At 63.3% G+C, this 17,727-nt stretch carries 14 protein-coding genes and 1 pseudogene; 9 read left to right on the forward strand and 6 right to left on the reverse strand.

Features of this window, described 5'->3' with window-relative positions; all coding sequences use genetic code 11:
• From HV675_RS20675 to HV675_RS20690, 4 genes and pseudogenes are all read left to right on the forward strand, one after another.
• Positions 1-1,274: pseudogene (locus HV675_RS20675) on the forward strand (hypothetical protein); the annotation flags it as partial.
• The gene (locus tag HV675_RS20680) at positions 1,264-2,697 is read left to right on the forward strand and encodes a hypothetical protein (protein ID WP_175112961.1); all 1,434 of its coding nucleotides are present in this window, start codon (positions 1,264-1,266) and stop codon (positions 2,695-2,697) included. The pseudogene HV675_RS20675 and the gene HV675_RS20680, both read left to right, overlap by 11 nt.
• 3 nt (positions 2,698-2,700) lie before the next feature.
• Positions 2,701-3,018 carry a PAAR domain-containing protein gene (locus HV675_RS20685; protein WP_175112962.1) on the forward strand — a complete coding sequence of 106 codons (318 nt, stop codon included), beginning with the start codon at positions 2,701-2,703 and terminating at the stop codon, positions 3,016-3,018.
• A gap of 287 nt (positions 3,019-3,305) precedes the next feature.
• A complete protein-coding gene (locus HV675_RS20690; protein WP_175112963.1) occupies positions 3,306-3,635 on the forward strand; it encodes a hypothetical protein in 330 nt (109 codons plus the stop codon).
• A 246-nt stretch (positions 3,636-3,881) separates the two neighbouring features.
• Here HV675_RS20690 and HV675_RS20695 read toward each other — a convergent pair whose 3' ends face one another.
• From HV675_RS20695 to HV675_RS20705, 3 genes are all read right to left on the reverse strand, one after another.
• Positions 3,882-5,156, reverse strand: coding sequence for an ABC transporter substrate-binding protein (locus tag HV675_RS20695; protein ID WP_175112964.1), 1,275 nt, complete (start codon positions 5,154-5,156; stop codon positions 3,882-3,884).
• Positions 5,157-5,321: 165 nt separating this feature from the next.
• Positions 5,322-7,292 (reverse strand): beta-galactosidase, encoded by a 1,971-nt coding sequence (locus HV675_RS20700; protein WP_175112965.1) that lies wholly within the window; start codon positions 7,290-7,292, stop codon positions 5,322-5,324.
• An 11-nt stretch (positions 7,293-7,303) separates the two neighbouring features.
• On the reverse strand, positions 7,304-8,467 hold the full coding sequence (locus HV675_RS20705; RefSeq protein WP_175112966.1) for an ABC transporter ATP-binding protein: 1,164 nt from the start codon (positions 8,465-8,467) through the stop codon (positions 7,304-7,306).
• Positions 8,468-8,680: 213 nt separating this feature from the next.
• Here HV675_RS20705 and HV675_RS20710 point away from each other — a divergent pair, with 213 nt between their 5' ends.
• Together HV675_RS20710 and HV675_RS20715 are read left to right on the forward strand one after the other, a co-directional pair.
• On the forward strand, positions 8,681-9,745 hold the full coding sequence (locus tag HV675_RS20710; RefSeq protein ID WP_175112967.1) for a LacI family DNA-binding transcriptional regulator: 1,065 nt from the start codon (positions 8,681-8,683) through the stop codon (positions 9,743-9,745).
• A 211-nt stretch (positions 9,746-9,956) separates the two neighbouring features.
• The gene (locus HV675_RS20715; protein WP_175112968.1) at positions 9,957-10,955 is read left to right on the forward strand and encodes an aldo/keto reductase; all 999 of its coding nucleotides are present in this window, start codon (positions 9,957-9,959) and stop codon (positions 10,953-10,955) included.
• Positions 10,956-11,138: 183 nt separating this feature from the next.
• Here the strand turns inward: HV675_RS20715 and HV675_RS20720 are convergent, their stop codons facing one another.
• Entirely contained in the window at positions 11,139-12,203 is a 1,065-nt protein-coding gene (locus HV675_RS20720; RefSeq protein WP_175112969.1) for a hypothetical protein, read from the reverse strand.
• A gap of 199 nt (positions 12,204-12,402) precedes the next feature.
• Here HV675_RS20720 and HV675_RS20725 point away from each other — a divergent pair, with 199 nt between their 5' ends.
• Entirely contained in the window at positions 12,403-13,866 is a 1,464-nt protein-coding gene (locus tag HV675_RS20725; protein ID WP_175112970.1) for an alpha/beta fold hydrolase, read from the forward strand.
• Positions 13,867-13,992: 126 nt separating this feature from the next.
• Positions 13,993-14,586, forward strand: a complete 594-nt coding sequence (locus HV675_RS20730) for a TetR/AcrR family transcriptional regulator (RefSeq protein WP_281364091.1) — start codon at positions 13,993-13,995, stop codon at positions 14,584-14,586.
• A gap of 176 nt (positions 14,587-14,762) precedes the next feature.
• Here HV675_RS20730 and HV675_RS20735 read toward each other — a convergent pair whose 3' ends face one another.
• Positions 14,763-15,548 (reverse strand): ROK family protein, encoded by a 786-nt coding sequence (locus HV675_RS20735; protein WP_246270430.1) that lies wholly within the window; start codon positions 15,546-15,548, stop codon positions 14,763-14,765.
• 61 nt (positions 15,549-15,609) lie between these two features.
• Between HV675_RS20735 and HV675_RS32550 the strand changes: the two genes are divergently transcribed.
• Positions 15,610-15,870 (forward strand): hypothetical protein, encoded by a 261-nt coding sequence (locus HV675_RS32550; RefSeq protein ID WP_246270424.1) that lies wholly within the window; start codon positions 15,610-15,612, stop codon positions 15,868-15,870.
• On the opposite strand, the gene zwf is transcribed toward HV675_RS32550, so the two are convergent.
• Complete coding sequence (zwf, locus tag HV675_RS20740) at positions 15,867-17,495, reverse strand: glucose-6-phosphate dehydrogenase (protein WP_175112973.1); 1,629 nt, start codon at positions 17,493-17,495, stop codon at positions 15,867-15,869. The genes HV675_RS32550 and zwf overlap by 4 nt on opposite strands.
• Positions 17,496-17,727 lie beyond the last annotated feature (232 nt).

Consider the following 17,727-nt stretch of genomic DNA (forward strand, 5'->3'; position numbering starts at 1 on the left):
CGCCCGCCTTCGCGCCGCAGATGTTTCCGTTTCATGTGGCGTGTGACGCGTGGCGGGGCAATAACAGTTTTGCGTGGGCGACGTCGCCAAAGGCGGAGGCCGCGCAAGGGAGGGCGCCGGCTGCGCCGGTGTCGCGCGCGTCGTTACCGGAGAAGACCCAGGGCAAGGGCGTGCCGGTTATCCCGGCGGATTCGCCCGATGCGCCCGATGCGGACCATCACCCGGAGCAGGAGCCGACGCTGCCGGCTTCGCATGACCTCAGTGTGCCCATCAGGCTTGAGAAGGGCGTGTATTGCAACTGGCGTATGCCGGGGTTTGTCAGCGAGTGTAGTGATGTGACGGAGACGGGTAGCTATATCGCGCTAGACGAACGCAAGCAGCCATGGCGTGATCGAGATGGAACGCAAATTCGAGGAGGCGGAACATTTCCAACCGCTTTTGAGCTGTCGTATGACGAACGCAGGCAGTGCCTGTACGCGACCGTCAGGGTGAAGATCGTACCCGTGGACCTGTTCAAAGCGAATACAACGGGGAATGCACTATCCGGACTGGACAGCGAGAAGCAGTCCATACCATACCATCACGACATTCATTGGCAATGTGTCTCCAACGGGGTTGGCCGGCCTTTTAGGGGTTATGTCGTCGAGTATCGCGACGGAACTGGACCGCGCTTCGACGCTGAAGAGAAGAGACGCCACGTCGAAGCCGTGTTGAACAGCCACGGCAGCAAGCTGATTCTCGACGGCTGCTCAAAGGCCGCATCGTGCGGGTGTCGCGTAGCGGTGTACTTCAGGGTTGAATTTCTGGTCAGCCTAAGGGGTGCGGAGGTCGGCGCGGGCAAGAAAATACATAAGACTCTTCATCTGTTCCCGCGGGTGCAGCGCGCTGATGCCGGATCGTGGGGCGAGATCAGCATGTTGCAGATCAAGGACGAAGTCTGGGTTGATGACATGCGGGACACCAATGTCACCGCTCATGAATGCGGCCATCTGTTCAACTTTCCGGACGAATACTGGGAGTACGGTGGCTGGGTGCACAAGACGTACCTCAGCGGTGAAGAGTTGAATTTCAGCGTTGGAGAAGCGAACAGGGGCAACGAAATCTGGCAGATACGTGCCCCGCGGAATGTCATGGGGGCTGCGTGCAATAACCCGATTCCAAAAGCTCGCGATGCTGCACCCAGCGCCTCGGTGCGCCCTTACTACCTCGAATACATCAGGCGGCATTTTTCAAAGCTGACACACAAGAACTGGAAGGTTGGGTATGGCGATTAGAAAACCCAACTTCGGCTTTGGAACATTGACTGGTCAACTCTACGCACTATTGCTTTTTTGTTTTGGAGTGTTTGTCATGCAGGAAGCGTCTGCCGAAGAAAACGGCTTTCCGGTAGGTGAGGGCTTTGCGACCAGCTCGTTACTTGTTCTCCCGTACGGCGGCAACGGCATAGGCGTGTGGTTGTCGGGAAGAATCTACGTCGGACTATCGGATACCGCCGATTCAGATTTCAGCGGTGTCGGTCTTATTGACGCACGACTGTCGCCGGAAGACCTTAAGCAGGCAAACGACATTCATCGTCAGCTTTGCAAGGCTGTCGTTGAGAAACCCGCGAGCGACCTTGGCGATGCGGGGTCTCAGTTCTCGTACTCGGTGACATGTATGCGCAACGGCAAACTCGAATCGCACCGAGGGCGTCTCAACGAACTGCCGCGTAACCTGGCATTTCTGCTTGATGATTACCGGCGCAAGAGCCTGAAAGACTATGCCAATCGTGGTCCTGCCATCGTCAAACTGGATGTGGCCGCTTTGGATGTGCAACGTGAAGCGGACAAGCTTGCCGTCTCTGTCAAGTTCATCAACAGCGGGCGTTATCCAATCATGATGGGCAGTCCAGATAGCTGGTCGAGCCAGTGGCAGGACAGGCTCAGGGTTGAAGGAAAAAATACGGACGATGCAACGCGTTGGAGCGTCGAACTCGCCGGGTTGCCTCTTGCCAACAAGGATGAGTTTCCGGATGAAAACATCGTCGTTGCGGCAGGGACCAGCGTTACTTTCCGATTCCTCGCGGTACCGGATATGAAAATCAAACGAGGAACCTATCGCATGAATGCCCTTGCAGTTACTGGGATAAGCGGTGACGGTGTGGTATCAACCATGGGACGAGTCAACTTCCATTCGGACCACTCCAAGCCGGCGACCGTAACGTTTGACCACGACTACCCCTCCACACCAGAAGAACGTGAAAACTTCGAAGCCCAAAAGCGCGAAGCAATGTCATCGCAGCCCTTCTACCCCGGTTCAACTTTCATCGAAGAAGGCTACTACCGCGCCGTATCCGACAGCGGACAGCGCAGCCGCTTCGTGAACAGGTTCTACAGGAACGACCCTGTGCCGGAAGTGAAGAACATGGTGGACGGCCACGGCCAGCCACTCCACGGCAAGCACCTGGGATGGACCTGGGAAGCCGAACCGCCGGCCGATGTTTACGCATTCGAGACGCAATGCAAGCCGGGCAAGGTATGCCCGCGCACCGGCCACTGGTTTGCGCGCATCGAGTGGGACATGACGACGTATCCGCCCGAGTATGACGACAGCCTGGGCGAGATCATCCACTGCAGGCAAGGCCAGCCCATGCCCGCGTCCAGAAAAGCTTCCGGACAGGTCCGTGACGACGTGCGCTGGGAATGGATAGGAGTTTGAACCATGCCGCGACGCGCATACATCATGCAGTTCGACAAAACGACGAGCGGCGGCCTCGTGCTCGATGGCGATCCCGACATGCAGGCGCTAGGCCGCAGCTTCAGCTACCTCTACGCACGCGTGTCGTGTCCGGCGTGCAATACGGAGGGTTTCATCGCTCCGGACGGCGAGCGTCCCGACGACCGCATGCTGGACAAACAGCCTGCCCTCGACGGCGACATCTGCTGCTGCAAGTGCGAGCCGAAACCGCGCGTGCTGGCCTCGCAGGACGACATGGTCGTCTGGACGTCAACATACGCCTCTCCCCTCGCATTCCTCTGACCATGTCCCGGTCATTCGACCGATACCCGCCGCCCCACCCGCCTGCGATGCTTACGCCCATGCGCGCATCCATAGCCCTATGCGAAGCCGCGCGCACACTACTACCGCATGTGGCCCCGCATTAAACACTTCGCATCGGCAATCGCCCAACAAAGCTCAAAACTGCGATTTGCGCATTGCACTCCTCGTTCCGATCGCCAATAGTAGAACGACATGCGCGCCAGCCATCCTGCCGGGCGCGCGATGTCTTTCCTGCCTTCTGACCTTCCTACGAAGAGGAGCCGATCGTGCACAAGTCCACCGCTACGCTGCAACTCGCCGCCGCACTTGCTCTCGCGAGCGCCGCCGGCTTCGCAAACGCGCAAGGGTTGTCCGTCTATGACGACGTCCACGCGCCGCAAAACAGCACGAAGCTGATGCCGAACGCGCCGCGCGGCAGCGAGTACCCGACGCACGGCAACCGCCAGGCGGGCGAACTCGATCTGAATCCGACCGACCCGCGCGCGCAACTGGTGAACGGCCTGCCGAACAACGCGGAAGCCGGCGGCTACGGCGCGCCGCTCGCCGGCTGGCACGGCGCCGGCACGCCGCCTCCTGCCGGACAGAAAATGGAATGAGCGTCGGCGCCGTGCGCATTGAAAACGCGCGCGAGCACGCGGCAGGCAAGCGTTGCCGAACACGCGGCTGATCGATGCATGCCATCGGACGAAATCCGGACGAAATCCGGACGAAAAAAAGCCCGCTTGCGCGGGCAACCTTCGCGGCGGAGAAACCGACAAAGCCTGACTAAAAACGGCGAAAGGACCGACCCATTGCCGGCGCGGCGCAGCGCGCAGCCGCGCGCGCCGCCGCATGTCATCGCGTCACTTCTTGTAGATCCGTTTGCGCGTCTCTTCGAGCTGCGCAAGAATCGAATCGAGCCTGGTCGGATCGGAAATGAACTGCTGCATTCCCTTCATCCCTTCGTCGGCCATTTCCTTCGTCATATCGCGATCGTAGAACTGCGCAATGCCGCCCTTCGTGTTCGCGAGAATCTGGAAGCCGATCTTCGAAATCGGATCTTCCGGTTCCGGCGATTTGCTGTTCGCCGACAGCGAACCGAGCCCCTTCGCGAGTTGCGCGCCGACCTCCGGCGTCTCGACAAACGCGAGGAACGCGTGCGCATCGGCCTTGTTCTTCGCGCGCGACGGAATATGCAGCGATTCGACCGGACCGTCTTCGGCGGTCGGCACGTTCGCATCGATAATCGGGAACTGGAAGTAGCCCATCTGCGGCTTCACGTTCGCCGGGAAACCGCCGGTAATGAACGTGCCCATCAGCATCATCGCGGCCTTGCCCTGGAACAGGAACGGCTGCGCGGCGTCGAGATCGTACGACAGCGAGTTGTCGATAAAGTCGTGATCGTCGATCAGCTGCTTCCACGTCGTGTAGACCTTTTTCACGCGCGGGTCGGTGTACGGAATCTCGCCGGCCATCAGCTTCTGGTGGAACGCATTGCCGTTCAGGCGCAAGTCGAGATAGTCGAACCAGCCGGCAAGCGTCCACGCGTCGCGGCCGCCGACCGCAAACGGCGTGATGCCCGCGGCCTTCAGCTTGCGGCAGGCGTCCATCAACTGGTCCCAGGTCTTCGGCTCGCCGGCAATGCCGGCCTTCTGGAACAGGTCTTTGCGATAGAACAGCCCCCACGAGTAATAGACGGTCGGCGCCGCGTACTGCTTGCCATCCACCGTCGACGCTTCCTTCGTGGATGCGTACGTGCTGTCCCAGTTGTTCTTCTTCCAGTCGCCGCTCAGGTCTTCGAACAATCCGCGCCGCGCGTAGTACGCCATCCGCTCGCCGTTGTGCCAGTTCACGATATCCGGTGCGACCGTCGTCAGCCAACCCGGCAACTGGACCTTGTACGCTTCCTCGTCGACGAACGACGCCTTCACGTCGACATTCGGATGCGCCTTCCTGAATTCGTCGAGCACCTGCTGCCAGACCGCGCGCTGGCTTGCGCCCTTGAACGCGATATTGATCGTCATCGTGTCCGCATGCGCGGCCGCCGGAAACGACAACGCGCCGGACGCCGCCGCAGCGGCAAACGCGAATGCCGCGGCGATGCGTGTGCCGCGTGTCTTGAGTGCTTTGAGGGTCATGCCTGTGTCTCCTTTGTCGGCCGGAGTTAGCGCTTTAGCGCTTGGTCCGGACCCATGCTATTGCGCGTTCTAGGTTCTTGGGCACTGCTATCGGTTTAAGCCATCTTCAACGCCGCCGCGAATGTGTTCATCACGCTCGCGTCCGTTATCGCGGCTTCGTGCCGGTTAGCGCGTCCGGTACGCGGCCACGCCTTGCGGTTCGATCTCGCGCGTACCGATCACGAAATCAGCCGCATCGACGCCGTCGATTCCATGTGCACGCTCGCCGTAGTTGAACATGTAAGTAAGCGCGCCGCGCCGGCTCACGCGCACGCTGTCGCCGAGCACGCGCGGCGTGAGCCCGGCCTCGGCCGCGATACGCGCGAACAGCTGTTCGGTGAGCCGCTCGTCGAACACGCTCGCAAAGTAATGCGCCGAGCCGCGACGCACGTAAGCCGGATGACCATCGGCAAAGCGCGCGCTGACCTCGAGCGACGGATCCTCGCCGACCTCGATCAGATCGCGCCAATGACGTCCGCGGCCTTCGGTCTGCGCATCGACGCGCACCGTTTCCGTCACATTCGGCCGCAGCGACTCGACGCGCCACACGCGCATCGGCAGCAACGCCGCGAGCGGCCCCGGCGGCAACTGCGCGGGTATCCGCAAGTCGCGCGTCTTCGAACCGCTGCGCGGACCGAACACGACATGCGCACCGCTCGCTTCGACGCGTGCGGCGAAGTCATCCGGCACCACCGGCAGCGGCGGCACGACAATCAGTGCATAGCCATCGAGCGGTGCGTTCGCCGGAATCACATCGACATCGAAGCCGAGCGCGCGCAGCGCCGAGTAATACTCGAACGCGAAGCGCGGGTAATGAAAGTCCGCGCCTTGCGGATGAATCTCGAACAGCCACTTCGCCTCGTAGTCGTAGACGAGCGCGACCTTGGTGCGCACCGCGGCGTCGGCATCGGCATTCGCCGCGGCGACCGCGCGAATCTCTTGCGCGACGCGCGCCGCTTCATGCGCGCCGATATCGAAGCGGTTATCGGGCGTGTTGAGCCCCGCATGCATCTGCTCCTGCGCGAACGGCGCCTGCCGCCATCTGAAGTACGACACGCAGCCGGCGCCATGCGCGAACGCTTCCCAGCTCCACAGCCGCACCATGCCGGGCAGCGGCGCCGGATTCCAGTCCGCCCAGTTCACCGGCCCCGGCTGCTGCTCCATCACCCAGAACGGCAGCTTCGACATGCCGCGATACACATCGTGATTGAACGACGCGAAATCCGGATGCCCCATGCGCAGCCATTTCGCCTTCAGGTCCGGCGCGAACCATTGCTGGTCGAGTGCGCCGAGCGGATAGCTGTCCCACGTGGCGACGTCGAGATCGGCGGCGACCTTGTAGTGATCGAATTCGTTGAAGAGCTGCATGAAGTTGTGCGCAACCGGCCGCCCCGGCGAACGCGCGCGGATAATCTCGACCTGCATCCGGTTGTAGCGCGCCACTTCATCCGACGCGAAGCGCCGGTAATCGAGCCGATGCGACGGATGCGCTTCGGTGACCGTCTCGACCGGCGCATCGATCTCGTCGAAGCTGCGATATTCCATGCTCCAGAACACGGTGCCCCAGGCGCGGTTCAGCGCATCGATCGTCTGGTAGCGCGCTTTCAGCCATTCGCGAAAACGCGCGAGCGCCGCCGGCGAATAGCTGACCACCGTGTTGTGACAGCCGTACTCGTTATCGGTCTGCCAGAACGCAACGGCCGGATGCTTGCCATAACGCTCAGCCACCGCCGTGCAAATCGTGCGCGACGCTTCGAAATACGATGGCGACGAAAAGTCGTAGTGACGGCGCGAGCCGAACGCACGCGGCCGCCCGTTGGCGCCGACCGGCAAAATGTCAGGATGACGATCGATCAGCCATTTCGGCGGCGTCGCAGTCGGCGTGCACATCACCACCTTCAGGCCCGCATTGCCAAGCACATCGATCGCCTGGTCGAGCCACGCCCAGTCATATTCGCCAGGCGCCGGTTCAATGCGGCTCCACGCGAATTCGCCGATCCGCACCTGCTCGATGCCGAGCGTTTTCATGCGGCGCGCGTCGTCTTCCCACATCGACTGCGGCCAGTGTTCCGGGTAGTAGCAAACGCCGAGGCGCATCGAAGAGTCCTTTATGCGTTGAGTGCGACGGGCGCGGCGCCGCGTGCGGGCACCGCAAAACCGTCTTCCGTGAACAGATGACAGGCGGCGGGATGGGCGCGAAATGTCACGCGCTCGCCGAGCGCGACCTGTGCGCCGCCCGGTACTTTCGCGATCAGCGTGTCGCCGCCCGGTTGATCGAGGTGCACATAGCTGTGCTCGCCGAGATGCTCGACGAGCGATACGCCGCGGGTGAGCGTCGAATCAGATGCGGCGCCGCTTGTCGCGGCATCGACCAGTTCGAGATGCTCGGGCCGCACGCCGAACGTAACCGGCTGCGCGCGCTGCAAGCCGCCGCCGTTCGCATCGACACGCATGCGCTCGCCGCTATGCGCAAGCGCGACCGTCACGCCTTGCGCATCGACGGACGCGACCGTCGCGGGCAGGAAGTTCATGCGCGGCGAGCCGATAAAGCCGGCGACAAAACGGCTCGCGGGCCGGTGATACAACTCGAGCGGTGCGCCGATTTGCGCGATGCTGCCGTGGCGTTCCGTGTCTTTGCCTGCGTGCAGCAGCACGATGCGATCGGCGAGCGTCATGGCCTCGGTCTGATCGTGCGTCACATAGACGACGCTCGCCTTCGCGAACTGCCGGTGCAGCTTCGCGATTTCAATGCGAGTCTGGCCGCGCAACGTCGCATCGAGATTCGACAGCGGCTCGTCGAACAGAAACACGCCCGGTTCGCGCACGATCGCGCGGCCGATCGCGACGCGCTGCCGCTGGCCGCCGGACAGCGCGCGCGGCCGGCGCTCGAGCAGCGCTTCGAGTTGCAGAATGCGCGCCGCTTCGCGCACCTTGCGGTCGATCTCGCTCTTCGCGACTTTCGCGAGCTTCAGACCGAACGCCATGTTCTCGTAGACGCTCATATGCGGAAAGAGCGCGTAGCTCTGAAACACCATCGCGACGCCGCGCTCGGCCGACGGCACGTCGTTGACGATGCGCCCGCCGATCGACAGGTCGCCGTCGGTCACGTCTTCGAGGCCCGCGATCATCCGCAGCAGCGTCGACTTGCCGCAACCGGACGGCCCGAGAAACACGCAGAACTCGTTTTCGCCGATCTCGAGATCGACGTTGCGAATCACCGGCGCGCCGTCGCCGTACGCTTTCTGTACGCCGCGCAACGAAATGCTCGCCATACGTCTCCACTCCATGTTTAAATCGCCGGAGCCGGAGATTAAGCGCTTAATCAGCAGGACCAAAAAACGATCGCCGTTGCGATCCGTTTTGCCCTTCTGACTATACGAAGCGTTGTCTCCGATCTCATTCTGTTTGTGCGGGAATGGTGCCGCGCGCCGCGTCGCAACGCAAATCCTGAGAAAACATCCCACATACTGACCACACCAGACACGATGTCCACTCTGAGCGAAGTCGCCGCACGCGCCGGCGTCACGTCGGCCACGGTCTCGAACGTGCTGCGCAACCGCGGACGGGTCGGCGATGAGACACGCCAGCGCGTGCTCGACGCGGTCGCCGCGCTCGGCTACCGGCCGCATCTGGCCGCGCGTGCGCTCGCCGAAGGGCGCGCGCCGACCATCGCGCTGATGGTGTCGAGCATCGCGAATCCGTTCTATCCGGAGTTTGCGCTCGCGGTCGAACGCGCGGCGCGCATCAGCGGCCGCTTCGTGATCATCTGCAATACGAACCAGGACCCGCTCGCGGGTCGCGCATATCTCGAACAGATTGCCGGCACGTTATCCGAAGGCGTGCTCGTGATGAACGCGAACCTCGATTTCGACGACTTGCATCAAACCGAAGCGCGCGGCACGCCGGTCGTGCTATGCATGTGGGAGCGGCCGCTCGATCCGCCGGGGCTGCCGTGCGTCGCGGTCGATTTCCGGCGCGCGGGCGAGCTCGCCGCGCGACATCTGCTCGAACTCGGGCACCGGCAGATTGTTGCGATTGTCGGCAGCAAGCGCGCGGGAATTCATGCGGCGCGTTATGAAGGCTTCGTCGACGCATTGCGCGCCGCCGGCGTGAAGCTGCCGCGCACCTGCGTGCGGCATGCGCCCGATACGATCGAAGGCGGCTATGCGGCCGCGCGTGAACTGCTCGAGTTGCATCCCGCGACCACCGCGATCTTCGCGAGCAACGACCTGCCCGCGCTCGGCTCGATTCACGCGGCATTCGATCTGAGGCGCGACGTGCCGGCAGATCTGTCGGTGATCGGCATTACCGATATTCAACTCGCGCGGCAGTCGCGCCCACCGCTCACCACGGTCCAGGTGCCGACGGTCGAGGCGGCGGAAATGGCGGTGTCGCTGTTGCGCGAGCTGATCGAGCGGCCGCCGCACACGCATCAGGCGGCGCGGCGCGGCGGCCGGGCCGCACATGAGCCACCGCGTGTGCGTGTGGCCTCGGAGCCGACGCTGATCGTGCGCGGCTCGACCTCCGCGCCGCGCCGGGTGCGCGGCTGAACGGCGCATACCCGCACGCCGCTTTGGCCCATACGCAGTCAACCTTTCAAGTGCTGCTGCCGACGCGAAGTCGTGTAACCGGCTATGCTTCGTATTTCCGCATTCCGGCCGCCGCGCCGGACACGCGGCGCCCCGCTGCATCCCGCATCACCCATTTCGTACGCATTCGTACGCTTTCCGTTCCTTACGTCTTCATTGCGGAGAACCGTCCATGCAATATTGCAAATTCGGCGGCACAGGCCTGAGTGTTTCGCGCCTGTGTCTCGGCACGATGACTTTCGGTATTCAAACCGACGAAACCGTGTCGCGCGCCATTCTCGACAAAGCCACCGACGCCGGCGTCACCTTTATCGACACCGCCGATGCGTATCCGCTCGGCGCGACGGTCGAGCAGACCGGCATCACCGAGGAAATCATCGGCCGCTGGCTCAAGGGCAAACGCAGCCGCTTTATCGTCGCGACCAAGGCGTTCAACAAGGTCGGGCCGTCGGAGTGGGACCAGGGTTCGTCGCGCAAGCACCTGCTCAATGCAATCGACAATTCGCTGCGACGCCTGAACACCGACTACGTCGATCTGTACCAGTTGCATCAGGACGATCACAGCACCCCGCTCGACGAAACGCTCGAGGCGCTCGATACGATCGTGCGCTCGGGCAAGGCGCGCTATGTCGGCGTGTCGAACTTTCTCGCGTACCGGCTGGCCCGCGCGCTCGGCCGCTCGGATGTGCTGCGCGTCGCGCGCTTCGTATCGATGCAGCCGCGCTACAACCTGCTGTTCCGTCAGATCGAGCGTGAACTGCTGCCGCTCGCCGCCGAGGAAAAGCTTGCGGTGATGCCGTACAACCCGCTTGCGGCCGGCTTGCTGACCGGCAAGCATCGTCACGATGCGAAGCCGACCGAAGGACGCTTCACATCCGCGACGGTCGGCCAGGCCGGCGCGATGTATCAGGAGCGCTACTGGCATGAGCGCGAGTTTCAGACAGTCGACAAGCTGCGCGGCATCGTCGAGCCGACCGGCGAATCGCTTTTGAAGACGTCGCTTGCATGGGTGCTCTCGAATCCGGTCGTGACATCCGTGATCATCGGCGCAAGCCGGCCGGAACAGCTCGACGAAACGCTCGCGGCGGTCGATCTCAAGCTCGACCCGGAGCTGAAGGCGCAACTCGACGATGCGACCGTCGAGTATCGCTGGGGCGACGCGGCGCGGTAATGATGCGCGGTGCGGCCGCGCGCACATCACGCGCCTGCGGAGGATCCGCACGATGCCTTGTGCCGCGGCGGCGGCCGGGGAAGAAGTCTCGGCCGATGCCGCGGCGGTAACGCGCGCGGCCCGAATAAAGCGCGAGTGGCAATCGGGACATCTCACGCTTGCGTTGCGCAGCGCAACGTCCCTTCAGGCCTCGATATTGGTCGGCTTGAACGAGATGGCGCCGGTGCCGCCGTCGGGCCGTTTGAATAGCGCCGCGCCATGGCCCCGCTCGTCGCGCCTCGCGATAGACAACGGCTGCGTAAAACCTAGCGTGACCGCAGCGGACTGAGGTCGCCCGCCTTGCGTGGCCCGCGCGGCGCGATTCGCCGCCTCGCTTTCCGTTTGCGCGGCGCTGGCGATGCGGCCTAGCAAGTCCAGCGCTTGCCGGGTGCCGTGCAACGTCGGATGGGCCAGTCCGGCGATCAGTCCGTTCAATGCGCCGCTCGCGTCATCAGGTGTCGCGCTCCCCGCCGTCGTCGCCTTCCCCGCCGTCCTGTCCACCGGGCCGACAAACACGTGACTGTCTATTGTGCCGCTGCCAGCCGCGTCGCTGTCGCTACCGTCGTGCGACGACACCGTCACGACGGAGGCCGGCGGCAACGAAAACGACATCAGCGCGCCCGACGCATCGCCCTGCATAACCGACTGAGTGGCGGACACCCGCTGATCCTCGAGAGAAACGGACAATGCGCCGGTAGTCGGATCGAATTCGATCGAAACTGAGCCCGAGCGCTCGTTGACCGACACCCCCGACGCGGACATCGCCTGGGAACCGTAACCGGCGGATACGGAGAACGCATCGGTGCTGGTTCCGGCGTAACTCGCGGTGAAGCTGATCGGCCCGCCCCCGGCCAGTTGCTGCTCGAAACCTGCGCTGGCTGCATCGGCTTGCTGCTGCGTAAAGCCGCTTTGCACCAGAAACTGATTGAGCGCCGCGCTCAACTGCTTGTCAGCGTTCGCCGACATCTCGCGTTGCCCGCTCGATGGGTCGATCGCCGTCGCGCTTTGCAGAGCCTGCCCGAACGCCACCTCGAGCTGGTTGACATGCATCGATGCCACCATCGCGTCGAGCCGCGGCAAGAGCGTCGCCGTGGCCTCGATCGCGTTGGATGAACTGGCGCCTGTTTGGCCCGTGCTAACCGACGCGGGCTGAGGAATCGGTGCGCCAGGCAACCCGGCGCTGTTACTGCTGCTGATCGAAATTGACATGGCAGTTCATCAGAAGGATAGCTGGTGGACACGGCGAGTCTCCAACGTGGCGGACCCGATACCTGTCCAGTGATATCGGCAAATCGCCGCGCGACTTGATACCGTTTAGAGCTTATATATACTCTATAATGCGATCGCCTACCGATGCCTTATATAGGCGATGCCGAACGCCCGCCCGACCTGATAGAGGACCCGACGCGTGATATTCATTCGATTTGCACGGCGTGCAGCGCTGATGCTGATGGCGATGTCGCTGCTATCCGGCAGTGCCGCCGCAGCCGATACATACGAGGTGTCGTACAAATATGCGACCGTCGACGGCATCAAGATTTTTTACCGCGAAGCCGGTGACCGCTCGAAGCCGACCTTACTGCTGCTGCACGGTTTTCCGTCTTCGTCGCACGAATTCAGGGACCTGATTCCGCTGGTTGCGGAAGACTTCCACGTCATCGCGCCGGACTATCCCGGCATGGGCTATAGCGAAGCACCGCCAGCCAGTCAATTCACGCCGACATTCGATCACGTCGCGGACGTGGTCGAGCAACTGCTCGCCAACCTCGGCGAGCGGCGTGTGATTGTCTATATGACTGACTTTGGCGGCCCGGTCGGCATGCGAATCGCGCTGCGCCGCCCGGAGTGGATCGCCGGGCTGGTGTTCCAGAACGCCGTCATTTCGCTATCGGGCATCGATCCCGCGCGAATCGCCCGCGACGAGAAGCTTGCCGGCGCGCCCAGCGCTGAAAAACGCGCGCTCGCGGAAAGCCATGTGTCGCTCGAAACCGCGCTGCTGCTCTATCGGCACGGCGCGCGCAATCCGGCGGCGTTGAATCCGGATGCGTGGACCGTCGATGCCGCGACCCTCGCGAACCCCGACAGCCGCCGCATCATGACCGATCTGCAACTCGACATTCCGTCGAATCTCGCGTCTTTTCCGGCCTGGCAGCGCTATTTGCGGACCGAGCAGCCGCCCACGCTCGTCGTGTGGGGCAAGAACGACCCGCTCTTCGTCGTCGCGGCGGCCGACGCCATCCGCAACGAGGTTCCTGGCGCCGTCGTGCGCTATTACGATACGGGCCATTTCGCCCTGGAAGAAGACCATGCGGACATCGCCGCGCGGATCAGACAGATGTTCGCTCCCGTTCACGTGCGCGGCGCCGTCGATGCGCTCGACGGCGACATATTGACGGTCCGCACACGCGACGGCCGGCGGCAAACCACCACGCTCAACGCGGACACGCGATATGCCGCGGTCAAACCGTTCGAATGGTCGCAGCTCAAGCCGGGGGCTTATGTGGGCGCTGCCGGCCTACCCGCGGACGGCGGTGTGCGGGCATTCGAAGTAATGGTGTACCGCGAGGAGCGACGCGGCACCGCGCAGGGCAGTCACAATTGGGACCTCGCGCCGGGCAGCAGCATCACGAACGCCACGGTCGCGTCAGTTGCCGCCGGACCCGCGGGCCACGACCTGCAGCTGACTTATGGCGAGCAGACGGTCGCGGTGACGGTGCCCGCGACTGCGCCGATCGTGACGTACGCGCCGGCGGAGCGCGCCGACCTGAAGCCAGGCGCGGCCGTATTTCTGGTGGCGATACCCGCAGCCCACGGAAGAACCGGCGCGCTGAGCATAGTGGTGGAGAAGAACGGCGTCAAACCGCCCCTGTAGGCACGCGTGATATGGCGAACAGCGACGCGTGGCGCAAATTGAAGCGTATTAACGTAAATTACAGTTAATCTATGCTCTAATTTCCTCAACACGATCCGACGCCGCATTCCTTTAACCACGATACCCATGCCACGAGTTTCCAGAGACCAGGCCGAAGCCAACCGCTTGCGGGTGACCAGGACGGCGGCGAAGTTGTATCGCGCAAGCGGCCTCGAACGAACCAGCGTCGCCGACATCATGGAAAGTGCCGATATGACAATCGGCGCGTTCCATCGGCAATTCGGCAGCAAGGAAGCGCTTGCGACCGAAGCCTGCCGCCATGCGTTTGCCGAAATCTGCCTGCACTGGCAGCAGCGTATCCATCGGGATGGCGCGACCCAGGCGTTTGCGCGCTTAACGGCGGATTACCTGTCAACGAGGCACCGGGACGGCAGCGGTGAAGGCTGCGCCGCAGCCGCGCTCGCCGGCGATATCGCCCACCAACCTGCGCATAGCCCGCTGCGAAAGGCTTTTATCGCCGGCGTTCAGCACTTTGCCGCCATAATGGGAGAGATACTGCCAGCCGCGTTGTCGCCAAAGAAGCGTCGCCGGCGCGCGTTGGCGGTGTATGCAACGCTGGTCGGCGCGGTGACTATCGCGCGCGCGACAAAGGGCGATGCGATTTCGGAAGAAGTCCTCGAGGCGGCCACGGATGCGGTGAAATTATTGCGCGACAACTGAGCAGACAAAGGGCGGCGGGCCGACAACGCGTCTGTGCTCGCGACCTCTCGTTGCGCACATCAACCGGTAGAGTGGCCCGCAAGCATATGGCGTGGCGAATGCGCTCGCCGGCTGCGGGCCGAATCCGGCATGGTGATGGCGCGTTCCGCGGCGAACCGTTTTCCCGCGCACTCGCCTCAACCGAACTTGCCGGTACGCTGGTTCGCCTCCGGCAACTGACGGGTTTCGCGCAGCGAGCGCGGATGCCACAGCTTCGCGCCGCCTTCGATGCCCGCGGCGTTCGATACGACCGCCACATTCCCGGGCAGCGCGAACGTCAGGTTCACCGCATTGCCGCCGCCGATCCACAGCCGGTCGTAATTCACGAGCCGCTGGAGAATGCCGATGATCTTCTCGACGCGCTTGTTCCAGCGTTTGTCGCCCACCGCCTCGCGGGCGTGCGCGCCGACGTACTCGTCATAGGTGCCGTGCTTGCTGACCGGATGATGGGCGAGCTCGAGATGCGGCATCAGTTCGCCATCGCGAAAGAGCGCGGTGCCCGCGCCCGTGCCGAGCGTCAGTACGAACTCGAGGCCGTGCCCCTGAATGGCCGCAAAGCCCTGCATCTCCGCATCGTTGATCATGCGCACCGGCACGTTGCCGACGCGTTTCGCGAGCATGTCGGCGAGCGGCACGCCATGCCAGCCTTCATCGCCGATATTCGGTGCGGTCAGCACGCAGTTGTCGCGCACCACGCCAGGAAAGCCGATCGACATCCGCGTCGGATGTTGTTGCGCGAGCAACGGTTTGACGAGCGTCGCAAGCGTATCGACCATCTGTTGCGGCGTGCACGGGTGCGGGGTCGCGACGCGCACGCGATCGCCGATCATCTTGCCGTGACCGTCGATAATCGCAGCCTTCAGGCCCGTGCCGCCGACGTCGATGGCGAGAATCCGTTCGCTCGACTCGCGGCCGGCCGCGATATGCGACGTAACCGCCGATGATTGGCGCGAGGCCTGCTTCGCCGTGACGGTCCGCTTTGCCGTGACCTTTTTTGCCGTCACTTTTTTTGCCGCGACCTTTTTCGCTGCGACCTTTTTCGCTCCGGCTTTTTTCGCCACGGTTTTTTTCGTCACAGCCGTCTTCACCGCAGTCTTCCGTGCGGCAACCTTTTTAGCCGCCGATTTCACCGCACCGCGCGCAGCGGCCTTTTTCGCAGCCGTCTTGCTGCTTGCCACCTTTGTTTTTCGTGTCGGCATAGTCTTCATCCCTTTTTGCAGTTGTTCTCGTTACCGAACGCGCTAGCTGCGCTTCGGCTCGTCGTCGAGCGGCCGCCATGCGTGCCCCGTGCGCGCAAGCAGCGCGTCGGCTTCGGCCGGCCCGCTGCCGCCGGCCGCATAGTCGTGCACCGGCAGCGCCCCGTCTTTCGGATGCAGCACCCCGTCCACCGCCGCCCAGCTCGCCTCGATGCTATCGGCGCGCTGAAACAGCGTCTCGTCGCCGCGCATGCAGTCGTACAGCAAAGTCTCGTACCCGACGTTCGCCTCTTCCTTGAAAAAATCCTTGTAGTCGAACGTCGAGCGCACGCGGCCCATTTTCATCGTCGGCCCCGGCACTTTCACGTTGAAATCGAAACGCGTGCCGTGCGCGGGATCGATGCGCAGCGTCAGCACGTTCGGCGTCAGCGAATCGACGGGGGTGTCGCGAAACATCAGGAACGGCACGCGCTTTAACTGCACCGCGATTTCGGTGCGGCGCGTCGCGAGCCGCTTGCCGGTGCGCAGATAGAACGGCACGCCCGCCCAGCGCCAGTTGTCCAGATGCACGCACGCCGCCGCATAGGTTTCCGTGGTGCTGTCGGGCGCGACATTCGGCTCGGTGCGATACGCGACACCCGCGGGCCCTTGCGCGTACTGCCCGAGGACGACGTCTTCCGCACGCAGCGGCTGGATCGCCGCGGACACCTCCGCCTTCTTGTCGCGCACGGTTTCCGCGTCGAACGAAGTCGGCGGCTCCATCGCGACCATCGCGAGCAGCTGGAACAGGTGATTGGGCAACATATCGCGAAACGCGCCGGTGTTGTCGTAGAACGCGCCGCGCCCTTCCACGCCGAGCGTTTCGGACGCGGTGATCTGCACGCTGTCGATATATTCGCGCCGCCACACCGGCTCGAACAGCGCATTCGCGAACCGCACCGCGAGAATGCTCTGCACGGTTTCCTTGCCGAGGAAGTGGTCGATCCGGTAAATCTGCTGTTCGTTCGCGTAGGTCAGGATATGCGCGTTCAGATCGCGCGCGGAGGCGAGATCGTTGCCGAACGGCTTCTCGATCACGACGCGCCGGAAGCCGCCCGCAGCGTTCTCGTCGAGCAGACCCGCCTTGCCGAGCTGTTCGACGACCGGCTTGAAGAATCGCTCGCCGACCGCGAGGTAGAAAATCGCGTTGCCGCATCCGGCCTTGTTGCTCGCGATCTGCTGCTTCACGCGCTCGAACGTGTCCGCACTCGCGAAGTCGCCGCCAATATAGTGCATCCGCTGCGCGAGCCAGTTCCACGACTTTTCGTCGGCCTTGCCCGCGCTCGAGCGCTCGGCCGCGAACTGCTGCAGCGATGTGTGCAGATCGTCGCGCCACGAGTCGGTGCCGCGCTCGCCGCGATTCACGCCGATCACCTGCAAGCCGTTATCGAGCAGGCCGTCGACGACGAGGTTGTACAGCGCGGGCACCAGCAACCGTTTGGTCAGATCGCCGCCCGCGCCAAAGATCACCAGTGAGCACGGCGGTGCGGCGCAGTCGCCCGCGGGTCCGCAAGGACCGTCGCCGCGCGCGGTCGCAGCCGGCGGCGCGACCAGCACTTTCGCGCCGGAGGCGGCCGATGAGGACGATGCGGCGGACGGATTCGCTTCGATGGTGGCATTCGTATCGGACGGCATGGCATTCCCTCGCAGATGAAGGCCAATCAACAACTGGCGTGACAGGATGACTCGCCGCGCGACCGGACAGTTCCATCGGATCGCATCGCGTGGCGTATTCATACAGCGTGCAGCGCTTCACATTACGGCTGCGCTTTCATCAGCGCACAGCGCTTTCGCAAGACTTCTGTAAAGCCCGCCGCGCAACGCATGGCAACGGATACCGCAGGAACTGCTTCCTTTCGCACGCGGC

It is taken from the genome of Paraburkholderia solisilvae, from assembly GCF_902859875.1.
Lineage (GTDB): Bacteria > Pseudomonadota > Gammaproteobacteria > Burkholderiales > Burkholderiaceae > Paraburkholderia > Paraburkholderia solisilvae.